The organism is Thalassoroseus sp., from assembly GCF_984380535.1.
Genome location: NZ_CFHRBF010000001.1, coordinates 21,446 through 39,582 on the forward strand (window position 1 = coordinate 21,446; position 18,137 = coordinate 39,582).

The following is an 18,137-nucleotide window of genomic DNA, read 5'->3' on the forward strand; positions in this document are numbered from 1 at the left end:
CACCAGTATTTTTATGCTGGTGTGGATTTCTTATTGAGCCGTGATTTTCTTGAGACTCTCTGTCTGAAGAAATTGCCTGACATTAACAGTGAATAGCTGTCGCTGTCACGCAGTGACTCATCCGGCGTGCAGACGACCACCGCGTCTTGCATCTGCGAACCTCGTCCACTGTTTCAGGACTAAGTGTCTGGCCCGCTTGCGTTTCCGAATTGGGTATCGTTGAAAGTCTCGGTTTCGTCCTCGTGGTCAACGAGTGCATGATACTCGCCGAGGACTACGGTCACGTTATCGTCACCGCCGGCCTCTAATGCGAGATCGATCAATCCGTCGACGGCTTGGGTGGGCGATTGCCGATCATCGAGCAACGCAGCGATTTCGCGGTCATCGACCATATCGGTCAACCCGTCACTACATAACAGCAGTACGTCTCCATCGCGGAGAGTCACATGATGTATCTCCGCGACCGCATCGTCGGCGGTTCCACCAAGACAGTTGACGAGAATATGCGAGAACTGCTTGACTTCGGGAGCATCTGCGTCCATCAGCCCCCGTTCGACCAATTGCTCGGCGAGAGTATGGTCGCGGGTGAGTCGCAATAGTTCATGATCCCGAAAAATATAGGCCCGGGAATCACCAATATTGCCAACGAAAACTTCCAATCCGAAACTGTAAGCCGCAACGAATGTCGTGCCCATCCCTTCAAGGTTTGGATTGCGGTCGACCATCTGCCGGAGCATCTGGTCAATGAGTTTTCCGTATGTCTGAAGTTTCGATTCCAACTCAAGTGATTCGTGTTGCCCATGAATCATAGGCCATTTAAGCTCGGTGCCCCCGAGTTGCCAAGCGACTTCGATCGCCGCCTGACTCGCAATCTCTCCGGCCGCGTGTCCGCCCATTCCGTCGGCCAAGACGAAGACGTAGGCCTCATCGGTGGATTCCGGCAGAGAATCGGCATTCAAGCTGGTTAACAGCACATCGCGCGTCCTGCGACGACGAACGATGGCGAAGTTATCTTCGTTGGTGCGTCGAACACGCCCCGGATGCGACGCCCCCGCGTACAGAACACGGACTGGCTTAGGACGCTTGCCGAACAAGTTGCGGAAGTGAGGGATACCGAAGGTCGAGTCGTCTTTTTGAGCAGGTTCATCCATCTGAATCTCCCTCCTTCAAGTCGTACGACCATCACCTCACCACGCGATTCGTTGCCGTCTCCGAGTGACGACCGAGATCGCAGAGACCATCCGTCATTTGCGATCTGTCTTACGTTCGCCAATACAGTACAGTCGATTGGTGGAACGAATAAAAAGCTGCCCGTCACTGGGTGTTGGAGTCGAGCGAAAGGTTTCTTCGTTCGATGCCTTCAAAGTATTCTCGGCAACGATTTGCATTTCCGATCCGGGCTTCACGGCGACGGTTCGTCCATCTTCGCTAATGAAGAACGCCAAGCCCTGATAGGCCAGCGGAGCCGCGGAGTAATTCCCACCCAGGCGGCCACGCCATAGATTCTTGCCGGTGTCGGAATCGTAACTCGAAAGGATTCCCGCCATGTTCGCCACCAACATCTGCCCGCCCAACACAATCGGAGAGGGCAAGTCGCGACCACGCAAACGCGGCGTATGCCAGACCCGATGCGTAGCAGTCACATCACCGCGTCCACCCGGACGGATCGCAAACGCATCGCCGCCGCGACCACAAATCACGTGAAGCAAACCGTTCGCTCCTGGTGTGACCATCGGTGTGCCTCGACCGTTGTAACCCCGGCAAAACCAGAGTTCCTTGCCGGTATCAGGATCGTAACCACGAACGCCCAAATGCCCATTGAGGACGAGTTCCTTTTTTCCATCGACATCGACCAAAACCGGCGTACTCCAGCCACGAAAATCTTCGCGTTTGGTTCGCCAGACTTGTTCGCCAGTTTTTTGATCGAAGGCGGCGATCGCAGCGTTAGTGTCGGCATCACAGTTTTGAATGACGAGATTTTTGTACAGAACCGGACTAGCCGCCGTTCCCCACGGGCCTTCGAAATCGCCGAGTTTCTGATTCCACACGAGATCCCCCTCGAGCGTGTAGCAGAACAACCCGCCACCATAACCAAAGAAGGTATAAACATGCTGGCCGTTCGTTGCACATGTAGCGGATGCCCACCCCGTCATTTTATGTGTTGGTTCCGGTCGACCCGTCCACGCTGTTTTCTGCCAGAGTATCCGACCGTCGTTGCGGTTGACGCAAAACACGATCCGCTCTTCGCCGTGCCGAAGCGACGCTGTCAGGAAAATGCGTTCGCCCCAAATTGTCGGGCAGGATTGGCCTTCGCCAGGTAATGGTGTGCTCCAAGTCACATCGGCAGCCCCCCATTCCACCGGCAAGCCGGTTTCCCGAGCATGACCATCTCCCTGCGGGCCGCGATACGACTCCCAGTTCTCCTCCGCCCGCACATTGGCGAAAGAGCAAACGGTGAGCAGCATTAAACCAAGCAGCGGTGTGGCGAATGCAGGGCGTTTCAAGGTCATGGTTGGCTCGCAAGGGGGGAAGAAAAACAGGTCAGGCGGTTATGAACGAACTCGTTCACTGTAATTCACAACTTATCACAAACTCTTTCCGGTCCGCAAATCTCTGGACGGTTTCCATGATCCAGTTGGGTTGCTAGGATCTACACAAGTCCCATAAAAAAACGAATTCGCTTGTAATTGGGTTTTGAATTCCCTGGGATGTATGTCCAACTTGGCAAGCAGGAGCTTTGCATGCGACGGCCCGCGTTGAGCATCTTGACCGCGACTTTTCTTGGATTCGGATTGTCCATTCTTATGAACCTCGACGAACCGGCATCGGCTGCCGACAGTCCCGCGAAAACGACCGCTTCCACCCCGCCTGATACCGTCCCGGAGCTGGTCACGTCGATCGAAGGGATCGACGAGTACAAATTGGCGAACGGCGTTCGTGTGCTGTTGTTTCCCGACTCATCCAAGCCGACCGTCACAGTTGCGATGACGGTGTTCGTCGGGTCGCGTCACGAGGGTTACGGTGAAGCGGGGATGGCTCACCTGCTGGAACACATGTTGTTCAAAGGCACGCCGAACCATCCGGATATTCCCAAAATCTTGACCGAACGGGGTGCGATCTTCAACGGTACCACATGGCTCGACCGCACCAACTACTATGAGACCTTGCCCGCGGTTGGCGACAACTTGGAATTCGCGATTCGTCTGGAAGCGGACCGGATGGTCAATAGCTTTGTGAAAGGCGAAGATCTGAAGTCGGAAATGTCCGTTGTTCGCAACGAATTCGAACGGGGCGAGAACAGCCCTTCACGCGTGTTGTCGCAAAAGATGACCGCCGCCGCCTTCGAATGGCACAACTATGGCCAATCCACCATCGGCAACCGAGCTGACATCGAACGCGTGCCGATCGAGAACCTGCAACGTTTCTACCGTAAGTATTATCAACCCGATAACGCCATGCTCGTGATTGCGGGCAAATTCGATACGGATGAAGCATTGGAGCTTTCGCAAAAGTATTTCGGCTCCATTCCCGTTCCCGAACGCGAGCTAGACAAGACTTACACCGAAGAACCCGCGCAAGACGGCGAACGCTTGGTGACTCTGCGGCGTGTCGGCGAAGTGGGTATTGCGGGTGTGATGTATCACATCCCTTCGGGTGGCCATCCCGACTATCCGGCGATCGACATCCTCGAAGGCATCATGACGCAATCGCCATCGGGGCGTCTTTACAAGTCGTTGGTCGAAACGCAACGAGCAGCCTCGGTCAGTGGAGCAGCATATGCTTTGCATGATCCGGGCATGTTGCGGTTCATGGCGGAAGCGGCTGAGGGGAACGAACCGGATGCGATTCTGCAAGTCATGTTGGATACCATCGAAGAAGTCCGTGAGAAGGGCGTGACGGACGAGGAAGTCGATCGCATTCGTCAAAAGTTCCTGAAGTACCGAGAACAAACCGCCCGCGACACGCAACGTCTGGCCATCGAGTTGTCCGAATGGGCCGCGATGGGCGATTGGCGACTGTATTTCATCTACCGCGATCGACTTGAGAAAGTCACTGCGGACGATGTCAATCGGGTCGCAAAAACGTATCTCGAACGGAGCAATCGCACGGTGGGATTGTTCATCCCGACAGAGTCGGCTCAACGCGTCTCGGTTCCACCGACCCCGAAACTTGCGGAGATGATTGGCGACTACAAAGGTCGTGAAGTCGTCGCGGCCGGTGAAGACTTCGACACATCACCAGAGAATATCGAAAAGCGAACCCGTCGACTGACCATTGGCAAAGACCTCAAAGTCGCGCTCCTACCGAAAAAGACACGCGGCGAAGCCGTGCGGCTCCGGCTAACACTCCGCTACGGAAACGCCGAGAACCTCAGTGGCAAAGTCAAAGCCTGTGAGCTATTGCCGACACTGATGCTTCGCGGCACCAAAGAACTCAGTCGCCAAGAAATTCAGGACAAACTCGATCAATACGTTTCGTCGATTGGCGGTTCTGGGGACGCGGGGATGATGACGTTCACCGTCGAAACCGATCGAGCCCGGTTGCCGAAGGTGTTGGAATTGCTGCAACAAATCCTTCGTGAGCCAACACTGCCAGAGAACGAGCTGAAACTGATTCTGCAGGCACAAATCGCAGGATACGAGAAGCAACTCAACGATCCGCAGGCGCAATCCACAGTAGCGGTTCGTCGGCACATTACGCCGTGGCCTGAAAATGATCCACGTTACATCCCGACCCCCAAAGAACAACTTGCCAGGTTGAAGGAAGTAACCCGCGAGCAGTTCGAAGAACTTTACAACGAGTACGTGGGTGCAAGTCATGGCGAGTTGGCCATCGTCGGAGATTTCGACGCCGACGAAACTCTCGCGACCATGACGCAGATTCTCGGCGGTTGGGACGCGAAGAAAGATTACGAACGTTTGGAAGCACGGGTCGACGATTCTGTGTCCGGCGGATACAAAGAGATCCTCACGCCAGACAAAGCTAATGCCGTGTATTTCAGCGGTCTCGCGATTCCCATGGCCGACGATCACCCCGATTACCCGGCCATGGTGTTGGCGAACTTCATTCTCGGTGGTGGCTCCTTGTCGTCACGATTAGGGGATCGCGTCCGTCAAAAGGACGGGTTGTCGTACGGCGTTGGCTCGGGATTCAATGCCTCGGAATTGGATCAAAGAGCGGCTTTTTACACCTATGCGATCTATAATCCTGAGAACTTGGAAAAGGTCAAAGTCGCCATTCGTGAGGAACTCGATAAGTTCATCAAAGACGGTGTCACTGACGAGGAATTGCAGGCGGCTCAACAAGGCTATCTGCAGAAGCAAGATGTCAGTCGTAGCAGTGACTCCACGTTGGCTGCACTCCTCACAAGCAGTGCGCACGCAGGACGTACGATGGAGTACTTCACGAAATTGGAAGAGTCGATCGAAGCGGTCACTACAGATGATGTTCGTGAGACCTTCAAGAAGTATGTGTCACCAGACGCATTATTTACAGCGGTCGCCGGTGACTTCAAAAAAGACGCTGACAAGTAGACTGCAACCTAAAATCCACCGCGAGACGCGGTTCGGTTTTCAACTCACTCACCTGTGAAAAGGTTTTTCTCGTGGAATTGCCTCGGAATCCGACCAGAGCCGTCAAAATCGGCTCGGTTACCATTGGAGACGGAAACCCGATTGCCGTTCAAAGCATGACGGCAACAAAGACCACCGACATCGACGCCACCGTTTCGCAGATTCACCAACTCTGCGAAGCCGGGGCCGACGTGATTCGGGTGGCTGTCGACAACACCAAAGAGGCCAAAGCGTTGGTCGAGATTCAACGACAGACCAACACGAATCTCTCGATCGACTTGCAGGAGAACTATCGACTAGCGGAAGTCGTTGCTCCGTATGTGCAAAAACTTCGCTATAACCCAGGGCACCTTTATCATCACGAGCGTGATAAACCTTGGCAGGAGAAAGTTCGTTACCTCGTAGGTGTCGCATCGGATAACGACTGTGCGATGCGAATTGGTGTGAACTGCGGTTCGGTCGATCCTGCCAAACTCGACAAGTACGACTCCGACGACTCCATCACACCGATGTTGGAAAGTGCCCTCGAGCATTGTGAGTTTGTCGATTCGCTAGGCTTTACGCGGTACTGCGTTTCGCTGAAGGACTCCGACCCGCAGAAAGTGATCGAAGTCAATCAGCGGTTTGCCGCCGAACGCCCGGATGTGCCGTTGCACCTTGGTGTGACGGAGGCCGGCATGCCCCCCGATGGCGTGATTAAAACCCGAATCGCGTTTGAGCAACTGATCAGCCGCGGAATTGGGGATACCATCCGCGTTTCGCTGACAGTTCCCAACAATCGTAAGCATGAAGAAATCAGTGCCGGACGGGGAATCTTAGCCGACATTGCAGCGGGGCGTGTGCGTTCGTTCGTCGATTTCGGCCTGGATTCCTTGAACATCATCAGTTGCCCGAGTTGCTCCCGTGTGGAGAACGAAGCCTTCGTCGATTTGGCAGAGCAGGTCAAGGAAATGACGGCATACGCCAAAGACCATGCCATCACGATCGCTGTCATGGGTTGTCGAGTCAACGGGCCGGGTGAGACGGATGACGCCGATCTTGGTTTGTGGTGTGCTCCGAACTACGTGAATCTCAAACGGGGCGAAGAGTCACTCGGGGCTTATCCATACGACGAAATCCTCGGGCGTTTGAAAGCCGAGTTGGATGCCCTCATCGACGCGCGAACCGCCGTCGGTACCTAGAAATTGACTTGTGATTTCCGCGGTTTCTGTCTCGTGAAGTCGGGAAGCTACGACTTTTCCGCATCCTTCACGGGCCAGAGAAACCGTACTATGGTCCCAATCCCGACCACTGGCTTCTTACGATCCAATCCTATGAATGTCTTACCGTGTCGTTCCATGACACCACTCCACATTCGAGCCGTTACGTTGGGCTTGCTCCTTGTCATGATTGCCGGTTTGGGTGGATGCGGATCGTCCTCGAAGCCGTCAAAACCGCCTAAGGGTAAGGGAGCCACGCCACCGCGGACGGAAGACCGGTTTCTAGGGACCATCATCGACATGTGTCAGCCGGACCGGCTTGGCTTGGATAGTTCAGCAGACCAAGTTGCCAGCTTGCTCAACCGCTGGTGGATTCGATCGGGTGAGGCCATCGACCCCGCCAACGTATTCGACGAGCACGCAACAACGTTACTCGAACAGAATTTGCCCGAACAAACTTTGGAACGAGCGGTCGACACTCGTTTCGACGAGCGAGATGTCGAATTCATCCGTGACGCGCAGTTGCTACGCGAAATCGTAGATCGCGCCTTGATGCAGGAGGACAATCCGCAAGTCGCATTGTTTGACTGGGTCGTGCGGAATGTCGAGTTGGAATCCGCGACGGACGCCATCCCGAAGACACCGTACGAGATATTGATGTTCGGTCGCGGAACAGCCGAGGATCGGGCCTGGGTCTTCGCGGAATTGATGCGTCAAATGCGTTTGGATACGTACATCATCAAACCGGCTGATGCGGGTGAATCGGGTCGCTGGCTAATCGCGGTCGAAGATCAAAATCAGTTGAGCCAACTCTTCGATCCCGTGATCGGTGTCCCAGTCCCGTCATCGCCGGATGCTTCCAGTCTAGGCGACAATGACATTGCTAGTCTCAAGCAGATTCAGCAAAACGAGAACCTATGGAAGTCTCTCTATCCTGCAGGCAGCGAAGGCTTCGACGGTAAAAACTTTCAAACTTGGGATGCGTTCGCGATTGGCTCGAGTTCCCTGTGGTCTGCACGGATGGACCTGTTACAGCAGTCTGTTGGTGGCGATACGTTGTCGGCTGTCATTTCTCAATCGATCCCCGAGGCCGACCGCAAACTTCCGTCCGTCAAATCGATTCAACTGTGGGCCTACCCGGAACAACAGCTCATTGGACGGTACAATACCGACAAGCCATTGCAGTATACGGAGCTTTGGTTGCCTTTCCAGATGCCGTTTAGTGTGGAATTGGCAGACGGTTCGATTGTCCCAGGGCGGACACCCAATGAGCTTCAGCAAAATCTGATCTTGGGACGACCTCTGCAGTTACAACTCAAAGCTCGGAATACGCAATTGGGAGGTGACTTACCCAACGCCATTCAGCAGTACATTAATGTGCGATTGCAGTGCACGCGAATGATTGGTCTGCCCAGCGTGCCCACTGATGTACGGCGGAGTCATGCCGAGGCGTTCGACGATGCTTACTATTGGATCGGCATCTGCCAATTCGAACTGGATCGCCCCGAACAGGCTGCTCAGACATTCGCGAGTTACATCGATCAATTCGGTGATCGGGGCGGCCATCTCGAACAGGCTCGACTCATGCTCGCTGAATGCAATCTACCGCCGGAAGACCGTCGGAAACACCTCGACGATGTCCCAGTAGATTCGCCCGCCAAATTGCGAGCGGAATACCTGTCGCGAACCGGAGCCAGCGATATCCCTGAAAAGACACCGCCTGAAACGCCCGTGGAGAAAGAGGCATCGCAGGCGGCTGGTCCGGCCGTTGCCGAGAAACCGTAATCGCTTCCCGATCTGTTTACTGGGGATACAACACGCGACTGACGCAACCGCGATCTGCACCAGCGACGGTGGCTGCGAAGTCTGCTAGGTATCCTCGAGTGTGTTGCCTTTGGGGCGGGGTCCACTCTTCCCGACGACGGCCGATTTCTGCGTGCGGAACATGCAAAGTGATGTCGCCGGTGGTGAGGTTGTAGGAAATCTCGTCGCCATCTTTCACTAATGCGATCGGTCCCCCGACAGCGGCTTCAGGTGCACAGTGCACGCCGATCGCCCCGTGCGAAACCCCGGAAACTCTTGCGTCCGAAAGAAACGCGACTTTGCCGTCCAATTCGGGTGTCGCCAACGCTGCGGTCGCGATGAGTACCTCTGGCATACCGGACGCAACCGGCCCCAGGTTTCGAAGCACGATCACGCTGCCCGGTCGAATTCGCCGTTCTTCAACAGCGGTCACGATTTCACGAGGATCTTCGAAACATGCCGCCGGACCGCGAAAATCCGGCCGCGTCATGCTTGAGACCTTGAAGACAATGCCGCCTGGTGCGAGGTTTCCGAAGCAAATTTGCATGTCTGCAAAAGACTTGAACGGAGCGTCGTGCGGGGCAATCAATTCATTTCCGGCGGCGACTTCGGGGAGGTCGGCTAGATTCTCGGCTAACGTCTTTCCCGTCACTGTCATCGTGTTGCCGTCGAGGATTCCTGCGTCGAGCAGGTGCTTTAATAGAACTGGGGTACCACCAAGCTCGTGCAGGTCGACCATGGTCTTCTTGCCACGCGGCGCGAAGCTGCACAATACCGGCGTTTCCCGCAGGATCGGTTGAATATCACGCAAGCCGAAATCCACTCCCGCTTCGACAGCAACCGCGAGCAGGTGAAGGATTCCATTGGTTGAACCACCGATCGCTGCCATCGTTGCAGCGGCATTGCGAAGTGCGGTTTTGGTGAGAATGTCGCGAGGCCGAATATTTTCGGCAAGCAAGTGACGCACCGCCCTGGCAACGTCCGAACACTCCGTGCGTTTCTCCGGAGCGACGGCAGGAATCGAACTGGAAAACGGGAGCATCAACCCCATGGCTTCCAAAGCAATGCCCCAAGTATTGAATGACGCAGCGATTCCACATCCGCCGGGTCCCGGGCAGGCGGTTCGCAGGATCGTGTCGGCCTCTTGTTGAGACATCGCTCCCACACCGGCAGCGGCTTGCGAATCGTAGACGTCAAGAATCGTCCATTTGTTCTCGCCTTTGCAGCCAGGGAGAATGCTGCCCCCGCTTACGACTAAACCGGGGTAGTTCAGCCGAGCGAGTGCCATCGCGAAGCCCGGCCCGTTCTTGTCACAATTATGCAGGCCAACCAAGGCATCGTATCCGTGAGCAGATGCCACTGCTTCGGCTGCGTTCGCGATCATGTTGCGACTCGGCAGAGACGCGTTTCCGCCCTCGTGCCCTTGGGAAATGTTGTCGCTCACCGCCGGAACGCCGAAAGGAAACCCGATCAGCCCTGAATCGTTACAGCCTTTGGCAATCTGCTGAGCAAGTTCATATGCATGCACGTTGCACAAATTGCCATCGAGCAGCGGCACACCGATACCGATTTGCGGCTTATCGAAATCATCTTCGCCGAGACCCAATCCGTAGTAAAACGCGGTCACTCCACGTTGCCAGCCACGCGTTAGGCGTTGACTATTCCAGTTCAGTGCTTGAGACATCGATCCGCTTTCGGGACTAAAAAATCAGTTGCTGTCAATTTGTGTATCGGTCGACCGGATTACGGTCGTCTGCGTTTTGATCCGGGATGGCCGGGAGGGGGCAGGGGTCGTCGTTTCTTCTTCGGCTTCCGAGAAGGTGCCGGTCCGTCGCCTTTGGGAGTTGTGAACTCCCGAGGTTTCTTCCAGCTCGGTTCGCTCGAGAGTTCTTTATCGAGCTTGTTCAGTGCCACTCCAATACCGACCACAATGGCGAATACAACGAACCCTGCAATCGGCAGCCAAAGCTTATTGGCAAAATTGAACTTGATAACCGCCGGCGCATTCCCGATTTGACTGAAACCGTTTCCGATCAATCCGAAGAACGACCGGAGAGCAGTCCGTCGCATATCGAACGAGACATTCGTACCAGTGGAACTCCAACCTTGAACTTCCGTTGCATAAGCTGCTGCCATGAAACTCCACGTGAACCAGAGGATCAGCACGCCAACTAAGGCGACGACGCCCATCCAAGGGATTTCGCGAGACTCTTCAGCGTCTGGTTGTCGAGGCCGACGGGCTTGGTTGCGAGGCGGTGCCATGCGATTCTCTCGTTGAAACCGGGAAACGGGTGCAGCCTCTCATACGCCACGGGTTTATTCAAGCAAGCGAACGAGTTCGTCGTGAAGAGCGGTCCCGTTGGTCGCGAGAATGTCGGGTTGGCTAACGTCAAACGCTCCGTTCACCAGATTTGTGACATGTCCCCCAGCTTCCTGAATGATCGCCGCACCGCCCGCCATGTCCCAAGGCTTTAGACTCGACGACCAAAATGCATCGATGCGACCGCACGCCACATACACCAGATTCAACGCAGCTGACCCGCTACGTTGTACGGTCTGAGCGTGAGGCAGGACTTTCAAGAAGCGGGCAAGGGCAGGGTCTTCCACACCGGCTCCGCGGGGCAGACTGGCCATCGTCATTGCCTGAGCGACTTCGGCAGTGGAAGTTGGTTGAATCGGTTTGCGATTGACAAACGCCCCCAACGATTTCCCGGCGTGAAACATCTCGTTTCGATTGGGATCGAACACAACGCCGCCGACAAGTTCGGTATTGCGTTGGAGACCGATCGACACGCAATAGTACGGAAACCCGTGCACGTAGTTCGAAGTTCCATCGAGCGGGTCGATGATCCAACGAAACTGCGATTCGCCTTGCGGTTCGGCGAGTCCTTCTTCTCCCAAGAACCCATGCTCGGGGAAAACCGCACTGAGATGCCGATGGATCGCCTTTTGCGCTTCGAGGTCTGCCTCGGTCACCAAGTCTGCCCGCGCTTTTTCGCTGACCGTGAATCGCTCCGACCACGATGACAACACATCGCCGCCGATCCGCGCCGCAGCCATCGCGACTTCCAGCATCAACGACAAGTCCGGTTCCTCCATGATTTCTCCTCTACTCTTCTAACGCGGGTTGAGACGGCGACATTATGGAGCGTTGCTCGCATCTCAGCAATACGGGGTTGGCTGAGCATGTGGCGATCTGTTTTTTTGTCCGCTGAACTTGGATGACATCGAATGACATGTTAGGCTGCGCGTCTATTCTCCCAAAGTCACATGGCGAACTACGTGATCGACAGCAATCCGCAGCCATTGGGCCGGCACCTTCTGATCGAGTTTTGGAATTGTCGTCGTGGTCTCGACGATGCAGACACGGTACGTCAGGCAATTCTCGAAGCGGCTGAGAAAATCCGTGCAACGGTGCTGCATCTGCACGTGCATGAATTCAGTCCCCAAGGTGTGACCGGTGTGGCGACGCTAGCGGAATCTCATCTTTCGATCCACACATGGCCCGAACGCGACTACCTCGCAGCGGACGTATTCACGTGTGGCGAAACCATGAATTTGATGGATGCATTTCGCGTTCTCGCTGACCATTTCCAACCAGTCGAGGTCGAAGTCATCGAGATGGATCGCGGTCTGTCGACCGGAAGTGAAATCCGGCGGCCATCAAAGTCAGAACTTGCGTCTTTCGAACGGCCACGGGCTGACGCCTGCGACTACACGACAGACCATCCGACAAACGAGCAGTCGAAATCGCAGACGGCGAATGGAGGCGGCCAATGAGTTTTCAGGCTTCGTGTCCCGCGTGTGCGGCGCCAATCGAATTCACTGTGGATAGTTCCATCGTGACGATTTGCCCGAATTGTCGGTCGGCCGTCGGTCGTGCGGACGGAGCACTTGAAAACCTCGGCAAAGTTTCGGACCTGGTGCAAACCGATTCGCCCTTGCGTGTTGGTCTCCGTGGGAAGTTCAAAGGTGTGCCGTTTGAACTCGTTGGACGCGCCCAAATTCGCCATTCGGCTGGTGGTATTTGGGACGAATGGTACGCCGCATTCCAAGGCGGCAAACGCTGGGGGTGGTTAGCCGAAGCCCAGGGCCGGTATTACCTCACCTTTGAAAAGGACACCACCGGCGGGTTTCAGATCCCGTCCGCTGACGAACTGGAGATCGACCAAGAAATTACCGTTCCTGGCATCGGGAACATGGCGGTTTCGGAAGTCGGTAGCGGTGAATACGCATCTGCCGAAGGCGAAATCCCGTATCCGCTTGTGCCGGGCGAAGTTTTTGAGTTTGCAGATCTCTCGGGGGCCGGTCGAAAATTCGCGACCATCGATTGGGGCGGTGACAAACCCGTTCTGTACGCCGGCGGTGAACTTCCGCTTGAACGCTTGGGACTTGCAGAGGCCGCCTCGCGTGAACAAGCAGAGCGGCGGGTCAAAACCGCTCAAGTCAATTGCCCCCAGTGTGGTGGCCCGCTCGAACTGCAAGCTCCTGATGAGACACTTCGTGTTGCCTGTCCTTATTGCGGGGCCATGTTGGACTGCGATCACGGCGACCTGAAGTTTCTTCAAGCACTGGGTAAGAAGAAAGTCACTCCGCGAATCAAGCTGGGTTCGGTCGGTCGTTTCGATCCGGAAGATATCCAAGCCGACTGGGACGGTCCCCGCGAATACAAAATCATCGGCTTCGTCCGAAAGAAAGTCACCTACGACGGAATCGACTACAAGTGGGAAGAGTATCTTTTATACTGTCCCCGCCAGCCGTTTTGCTGGTTGGTGTGCAGTGAAGGCCACTGGAGTTTCGGTCAAGGTGTGCCATCTGGCGACGTGTATGCCCGCGGTTCCGTTGCCGAGTATGACGGACGCAGTTTCCGCATCTTCGATCGGTCCCGTCCAGTAGTCGATTGGGTCATCGGAGAATTCTACTGGAAGGTCTCCATCGGTGAGACCGTGCGGTCGGCGGATTACATCTCGCCACCTTGGATGATTTCCCGCGAGACCGCTGTCGACTTAAGCGAAGAACGCATTCAGAAGAAACGTCGCAAAAAGAAGCAAGGCGAAGTCAACTACACGTTGCTCCACTATCTACCGGTCGAAAAAGTGGAGCAGGCGTTTGGTGGAATCGATCTCGCCGAGCCAACAGGTGTCGCACCGAATCAAGTCTATCCTTATAAGTCCGTCTACAAGACATTTTTGATGCTCGCTGCGGTCGCGATTGCAGTCGGCTTCCTCATGTTCGCAACCAGCGGACGACGGGCATTGTTTTCGAAGAGCATTCAGTTCCAACCGGGGCAGCCGGCTGAAGTGTTGCAACCGCTTACCCATCAGATTTCCGGCGGCGACAACATTGAAGTCAAAGTCACCGCGACTCAATGGGTGTATGTCTACGGCGAAATCATTGATTCCAAGACCGGGAAAAAACGCGAATTCGGTGTGCCCAATGGTGAAGCCGTTTATCTTTCCGCTTTGCCGAAGGGCCAATACGATCTGCGAGTTCGCGCCAAATGGCAAAACACGGCGTCGGCAAGCCCGTTTTTTGCGCTGCAAATTCGCGAAGATGTACCACGAGCCGGACCACTCGTCGTGTTAATCATCATTTTAGGAATCGTACCCGCTTGTGTTGCGTTGCATCATTTAGGGTTCGCGACACGACGCTGGGCTGATAGCGACTACAGTCCGTTTCAATCGGAATAGAAGCAAAAAGTCATATCCTCTCAACGAGGTATCAGGATGACGTTACTTTCGAAGATTTACGCCGCCGTAGGCGGGTTCTGTATTTTAACTTACGCCGCGTTTGCTATTTCCGGAATCGAATTTGGTAAGAACAAGTTGAGTGATTCTCCCCGCACGTATTCGTCTTCGTCGGGGCGGTCTTCCGGTGGTGGATGGTTTTACGGCGGTGGTGGCGGTTTCGGAGGAGGAAAATAGACACCCATGAATAGCTGGATTCACTTCGCAGGCTCGTTGCTAGCCGCTGAGAACGAAACAACCGAAATTCCTATTTCAACAGCCGGATCGCAAATGGAAACTCTGGTTCCCCTCATCATCTCGGCATTGGTCTTCACGACGATCGGCGTCATTATGTTCGCCATCTGCCTTTGGTTAATCGTCAAGCTTTCGCCATTCTCGATTCGTAAGGAAATCGAGGAGGATCAAAACACGTCCCTTGGAATTATCATCGGCTCGATGATCCTTGGGATCGCGCTAATCCTCGCAGCGGCAATCCACGGCTGACGCTCCAACGCGAAACCAATGGGAAGACAAGTTTCAACCTCGATGACAATCGATGCGTTATGACAATGCTCGCGGATTCCGACGCATCGGATGAAGTCGAAGACGATGATTCCCCGACACCAACCGGCAGCGTGCATGCTCCGTTGTTGTTCCTGAATGTGTTCATAATCGCGACCTGTGGTCTCGTCTATGAACTCGTTGCCGGAACCCTCGCGAGTTACTTGCTCGGAGATTCTGTCACGCAGTTTTCGATCTGTATCGGGTTGTACCTCTCGGCAATGGGCTGCGGTGCCTGGCTTTCGGGTTGGATCGAAAAATCACTGGCCCGCTGTTTTATCGAGGTGGAGTTCGCCGTCGCATTGATCGGCGGATTGTCGGCTCCCATCCTGTTTATCGCCTACGCGAAAGTCGCCTTGTTTCAGCCGATTCTCTACGGGCTTGTGTTCGTCATCGGCACATTGGTAGGTCTGGAGCTTCCGCTACTGATGCGGATATTACGCGAAAGCCTCGACTTCAAAGCACTCGTGGCCCGTGTCCTGACCTACGACTACATCGGGGCACTCGCAGGTTCGTTGTTATTTCCCTTGCTACTAGTTCCTAATCTGGGATTGGCACGCACGTCGCTCGTGTTCGGAATCCTCAACGGGCTTGTCGGTTTTTGGGGCACTTGGTTGCTCCGGCCAGTGCTCTCCAGCGGTATCACCGGATTGCGAATTCGCGGGATCCTGACCTTGGTCTTGCTAGTGGCCGCGTTTGTCTTTGCTGGAAAACTCACGGACCTTGCGGAAGAAGTCGTTTACCAAGATCCGATCGTGTTTTCGGAAACCACGAACTACCAGCGAATCGTAGTGACGCAAAGCACAACGCGGGTCCAATTGTTCCTCGATGGCAAATTGCAATTCAACTCCCGGGACGAATATCGTTACCACGAGGCTCTTGTGCACCCGGCCATGTCGGCAGCGAACAGCCATCGTCACGTTCTGATTCTTGGCGGTGGCGATGGTTTAGCCGCCCGAGAAGTCTTGAAATACGATGATGTCGAGTCACTCACATTAGTCGATCTCGACCCCCGGATGACCGACCTTGCAACGAACTTTCCACCGCTGGCCAAGCTCAATCATTTGGCCTTACAGGATCGGCGAACCCAGGTCATCAATCATGACGCGATGGTTTGGATCGAAGAAGATTCCGACCAATACGATGTCGTGATTATCGACTTCCCAGACCCCAATAACTTCGCCCTTGGGAAGTTGTACACCAGCCGATTCTACCGGCTGCTTGGGCGTCGCCTCACACCGGAGTCCGTGGTTGCCTTACAAGCCACTTCGCCGCTCTTCGCACGCAAATCGTTTTGGTGTATTCAGAACACCCTCGAAGCCGCCGGGTTTGAAACGCATCCTTATCACATTGCCGTTCCTTCATTCGGTGTCTGGGGATTTGGACTCGCGAAATTGCAACAATTCCCGGTTCCACGTCAACTCGATCAAGATATCTCGCTAAAATACATGAATGACGACATTCTCGGCAGCATGTTTCTTTTTCCACGTGACATGAGTCGACTAGATACAGAGATCAATCGGCTCGATAATCAAATGCTCGTCCAATACTACGAGCGGTATTGAACCACACTCAGTTCGACTTTTGTTCTTGATCGATGGATTGCTAATCAATCAGTGTGTCTATGCAGAATTGGTCAACTCGCCGGGAGTTCCTAGCATCAGCCATCGGATTGCCGCTGGCATTGAGTGGTTGTGATTCGCAACCGTCTCGACTCACATTGCCGCCGGGTGAGTTAGTCGGAGCCGCCGCGGATGTTGGACACCGTCTCCGAAACCGAACTCGAGTTGAAGTTCCCCCCGATCGCTGGACGGATCGCGAAGTCGTTATCGTCGGAGCGGGAATTGCCGGTCTATCTGCCGCCAGGCGACTTCAGCAGCATGGCATCGATGATTTTCAAATCCTTGAACTTGAAGCGGTCGCAGGTGGCACGTCACGGAGTGGTCAAAAAGGAAGTTTTCGATTTCCCTGGGGTGCCCACTATTTACCCGCACCCACCGCCGATAATCCCGACTTGATCGACTTACTCGACGAAATGGGAGTTGTTGAAGGTCGAACACCGGAGGGTGCCCCCATTGTGGCCGAGCACTGTCTGTGTCGAACTCCTCAGGAGCGAGTCTTCTACAAGGGTGCATGGTACGAAGGGCTTTACGTGCGTGCGGATGAAACCCCTTCGGACCGGGAGCAATACAACCGATTCCGCCAACTTGTTGGTCAATTGGCGGATTATCGAGATGCAGCCGGACGTCGCGCCTTTGGTCTGCCGATCTCATCTTGCTCCGACGATCCGAACATTACCAAGCTCGATCGGCTTTCAATGTCGGATTGGCTTAAAGAGCACCGCCTGACTTCACGCAAACTCCACTGGCTGGTCGACTATTGTTGTCGTGACGATTATGGTTTGCGTTGCGAACAGACAAGTGCCTGGGCCGGTTTATTCTACTTTGCGGCGCGTTTGCCTAATGCCGACGCCTCCACTCAGCCGTTTATCACCTGGCCGGAAGGCAACGGGCGATTCGTCGATCATCTCCGGAATCGGGTTCGATCAAACCTCGAAACCGGTTGGCTCGTCTCCGAGATTATCCCGGATTCGAGCGATCCCGACGGACCAGTCAAGGTGGTTGCCGTGGCATCGAAAGGCGATCAGGCTATCGGTATTCGCGCCCGTCGAGTCATCCTAGCGACGCCGCAGTTCTTGACGCCTTACATGATTCGTGATTGGCAGAAGGAAGCCCCTCCACACATTAAGGCCTTTCAATATAGTTCCTGGGTCGTCGCGAATGTTTTTCTCCGAGAGCGGCCATCGACAAGCGACCACGATTACCCACTTTCTTGGGACAATGTCATCACGGATAGTCCGTCGCTTGGTTATGTCGTCGCCACCCATCAGGCCATGCGTGACTATGGGCCGACCGTGTTCACGTGGTATCTTCCACTCTGCGACGCAGAAACAAACGCTGCCAGACATAAGTTGCTTAATGAAGGCCGAGAGGCTTGGGCCGATGCTGCTCTGAGCGACTTGGAGCGAGCACATCCCGACATACGTCGTCTCGTCACACGAGTCGACATCATGCGATGGGGACACGCGATGGTTCAACCCACACCTGGCATGATTTGGGGCCCGGAACGAAAAGCCGCCGGAAAACCTTACCGTGGAGTCGCGTTCGCGCATTCTGATTTATCCGGCGTTGCGCTTTTTGAAGAAGCATTTGATCAAGGCAATCGAGCGGCAGACTGGGTGTTCCAAACGCTTCGAAATTCCGCCAAAACTTAAA

General features: G+C 54.8%; 14 protein-coding genes. 9 read left to right on the plus strand and 5 right to left on the minus strand.

Translation table 11 applies throughout. The annotated features are described in order from the left end of the window. Positions 1–179: 179 nt before the first annotated feature. Positions 180–1,151: a PP2C family protein-serine/threonine phosphatase gene (locus tag AC5DDB_RS00105; protein ID WP_491737626.1), complete on the minus strand. Its 972-nt coding sequence runs from the start codon at positions 1,149–1,151 to the stop codon at positions 180–182. Between the two features lie 93 nt (positions 1,152–1,244). Then, positions 1,245–2,510 (minus strand): outer membrane protein assembly factor BamB family protein, encoded by a 1,266-nt coding sequence (locus AC5DDB_RS00110; protein WP_491737627.1) that lies wholly within the window; start codon positions 2,508–2,510, stop codon positions 1,245–1,247. 231 nt (positions 2,511–2,741) lie between these two features. Between AC5DDB_RS00110 and AC5DDB_RS00115 the strand changes: the two genes are divergently transcribed. The 3 genes from AC5DDB_RS00115 to AC5DDB_RS00125 all read left to right on the plus strand — a co-directional run bounded on the left by AC5DDB_RS00115 (position 2,742) and on the right by AC5DDB_RS00125 (position 8,557). Further along, entirely contained in the window at positions 2,742–5,534 is a 2,793-nt protein-coding gene (locus tag AC5DDB_RS00115; RefSeq protein ID WP_491737628.1) for a M16 family metallopeptidase, read from the plus strand. Between the two features lie 71 nt (positions 5,535–5,605). After that, positions 5,606–6,754 carry a (E)-4-hydroxy-3-methylbut-2-enyl-diphosphate synthase gene (ispG, locus tag AC5DDB_RS00120; RefSeq protein WP_491737629.1) on the plus strand — a complete coding sequence of 383 codons (1,149 nt, stop codon included), beginning with the start codon at positions 5,606–5,608 and terminating at the stop codon, positions 6,752–6,754. A 156-nt stretch (positions 6,755–6,910) separates the two neighbouring features. Further along, positions 6,911–8,557 carry a hypothetical protein gene (locus tag AC5DDB_RS00125; protein WP_491737630.1) on the plus strand — a complete coding sequence of 549 codons (1,647 nt, stop codon included), beginning with the start codon at positions 6,911–6,913 and terminating at the stop codon, positions 8,555–8,557. 16 nt (positions 8,558–8,573) lie between these two features. On the opposite strand, the gene ilvD is transcribed toward AC5DDB_RS00125, so the two are convergent. From ilvD to AC5DDB_RS00140, 3 genes are read right to left on the minus strand one after another with little or no spacing between them, the layout of a single operon-like run. After that, positions 8,574–10,259, minus strand: coding sequence for a dihydroxy-acid dehydratase (gene ilvD, locus AC5DDB_RS00130; RefSeq protein WP_491737631.1), 1,686 nt, complete (start codon positions 10,257–10,259; stop codon positions 8,574–8,576). Positions 10,260–10,318: 59 nt separating this feature from the next. After that, entirely contained in the window at positions 10,319–10,837 is a 519-nt protein-coding gene (locus AC5DDB_RS00135) for a hypothetical protein (RefSeq protein ID WP_491737632.1), read from the minus strand. 54 nt (positions 10,838–10,891) lie between these two features. Further along, positions 10,892–11,674, minus strand: coding sequence for an inositol monophosphatase family protein (locus AC5DDB_RS00140; protein ID WP_491737633.1), 783 nt, complete (start codon positions 11,672–11,674; stop codon positions 10,892–10,894). Positions 11,675–11,845: 171 nt separating this feature from the next. On the opposite strand from AC5DDB_RS00140, the gene speD reads away from it, so the two are divergent. The 6 genes from speD to AC5DDB_RS00170 are packed head-to-tail and all read left to right on the plus strand — an operon-like array spanning position 11,846 to position 18,136. Then, positions 11,846–12,355, plus strand: coding sequence for an adenosylmethionine decarboxylase (gene speD / locus AC5DDB_RS00145; RefSeq protein WP_491737634.1), 510 nt, complete (start codon positions 11,846–11,848; stop codon positions 12,353–12,355). 47 nt (positions 12,356–12,402) lie between these two features. Continuing rightward, positions 12,403–14,265, plus strand: coding sequence for a DUF4178 domain-containing protein (locus AC5DDB_RS00150; protein ID WP_491737635.1), 1,863 nt, complete (start codon positions 12,403–12,405; stop codon positions 14,263–14,265). 36 nt (positions 14,266–14,301) lie between these two features. After that, a complete protein-coding gene (locus tag AC5DDB_RS00155; protein ID WP_491737636.1) occupies positions 14,302–14,499 on the plus strand; it encodes a hypothetical protein in 198 nt (65 codons plus the stop codon). A 6-nt stretch (positions 14,500–14,505) separates the two neighbouring features. Further along, positions 14,506–14,805: a DUF350 domain-containing protein gene (locus tag AC5DDB_RS00160; RefSeq protein WP_491737637.1), complete on the plus strand. Its 300-nt coding sequence runs from the start codon at positions 14,506–14,508 to the stop codon at positions 14,803–14,805. 59 nt (positions 14,806–14,864) lie between these two features. After that, positions 14,865–16,427 carry a polyamine aminopropyltransferase gene (locus AC5DDB_RS00165; RefSeq protein ID WP_491737638.1) on the plus strand — a complete coding sequence of 521 codons (1,563 nt, stop codon included), beginning with the start codon at positions 14,865–14,867 and terminating at the stop codon, positions 16,425–16,427. A gap of 59 nt (positions 16,428–16,486) precedes the next feature. Next, complete coding sequence (locus AC5DDB_RS00170) at positions 16,487–18,136, plus strand: FAD-dependent oxidoreductase (protein ID WP_491737639.1); 1,650 nt, start codon at positions 16,487–16,489, stop codon at positions 18,134–18,136. Position 18,137: the final 1 nt, after the last annotated feature.

Excerpts from the sequence above, each read along its gene's own strand:
- AC5DDB_RS00105 (WP_491737626.1), bottom strand. The coding sequence starts at position 1,151 with ATGGATGAACCTGCTCAAAAAGACGACTCGACCTTCGGTATCCCTCAC.
- AC5DDB_RS00110 (WP_491737627.1), bottom strand. The coding sequence starts at position 2,510 with ATGACCTTGAAACGCCCTGCATTCGCCACACCGCTGCTTGGTTTAATG.
- AC5DDB_RS00115 (WP_491737628.1), top strand. The coding sequence starts at position 2,742 with ATGCGACGGCCCGCGTTGAGCATCTTGACCGCGACTTTTCTTGGATTC.
- AC5DDB_RS00125 (WP_491737630.1), top strand. The coding sequence starts at position 6,911 with ATGACACCACTCCACATTCGAGCCGTTACGTTGGGCTTGCTCCTTGTC.
- ilvD (WP_491737631.1), bottom strand. The coding sequence starts at position 10,259 with ATGTCTCAAGCACTGAACTGGAATAGTCAACGCCTAACGCGTGGCTGG.
- AC5DDB_RS00135 (WP_491737632.1), bottom strand. The coding sequence starts at position 10,837 with ATGGCACCGCCTCGCAACCAAGCCCGTCGGCCTCGACAACCAGACGCT.
- AC5DDB_RS00140 (WP_491737633.1), bottom strand. The coding sequence starts at position 11,674 with ATGGAGGAACCGGACTTGTCGTTGATGCTGGAAGTCGCGATGGCTGCG.
- speD (WP_491737634.1), top strand. The coding sequence starts at position 11,846 with ATGGCGAACTACGTGATCGACAGCAATCCGCAGCCATTGGGCCGGCAC.
- AC5DDB_RS00155 (WP_491737636.1), top strand. The coding sequence starts at position 14,302 with ATGACGTTACTTTCGAAGATTTACGCCGCCGTAGGCGGGTTCTGTATT.
- AC5DDB_RS00160 (WP_491737637.1), top strand. The coding sequence starts at position 14,506 with ATGAATAGCTGGATTCACTTCGCAGGCTCGTTGCTAGCCGCTGAGAAC.
- AC5DDB_RS00165 (WP_491737638.1), top strand. The coding sequence starts at position 14,865 with ATGACAATGCTCGCGGATTCCGACGCATCGGATGAAGTCGAAGACGAT.
- AC5DDB_RS00170 (WP_491737639.1), top strand. The coding sequence starts at position 16,487 with ATGCAGAATTGGTCAACTCGCCGGGAGTTCCTAGCATCAGCCATCGGA.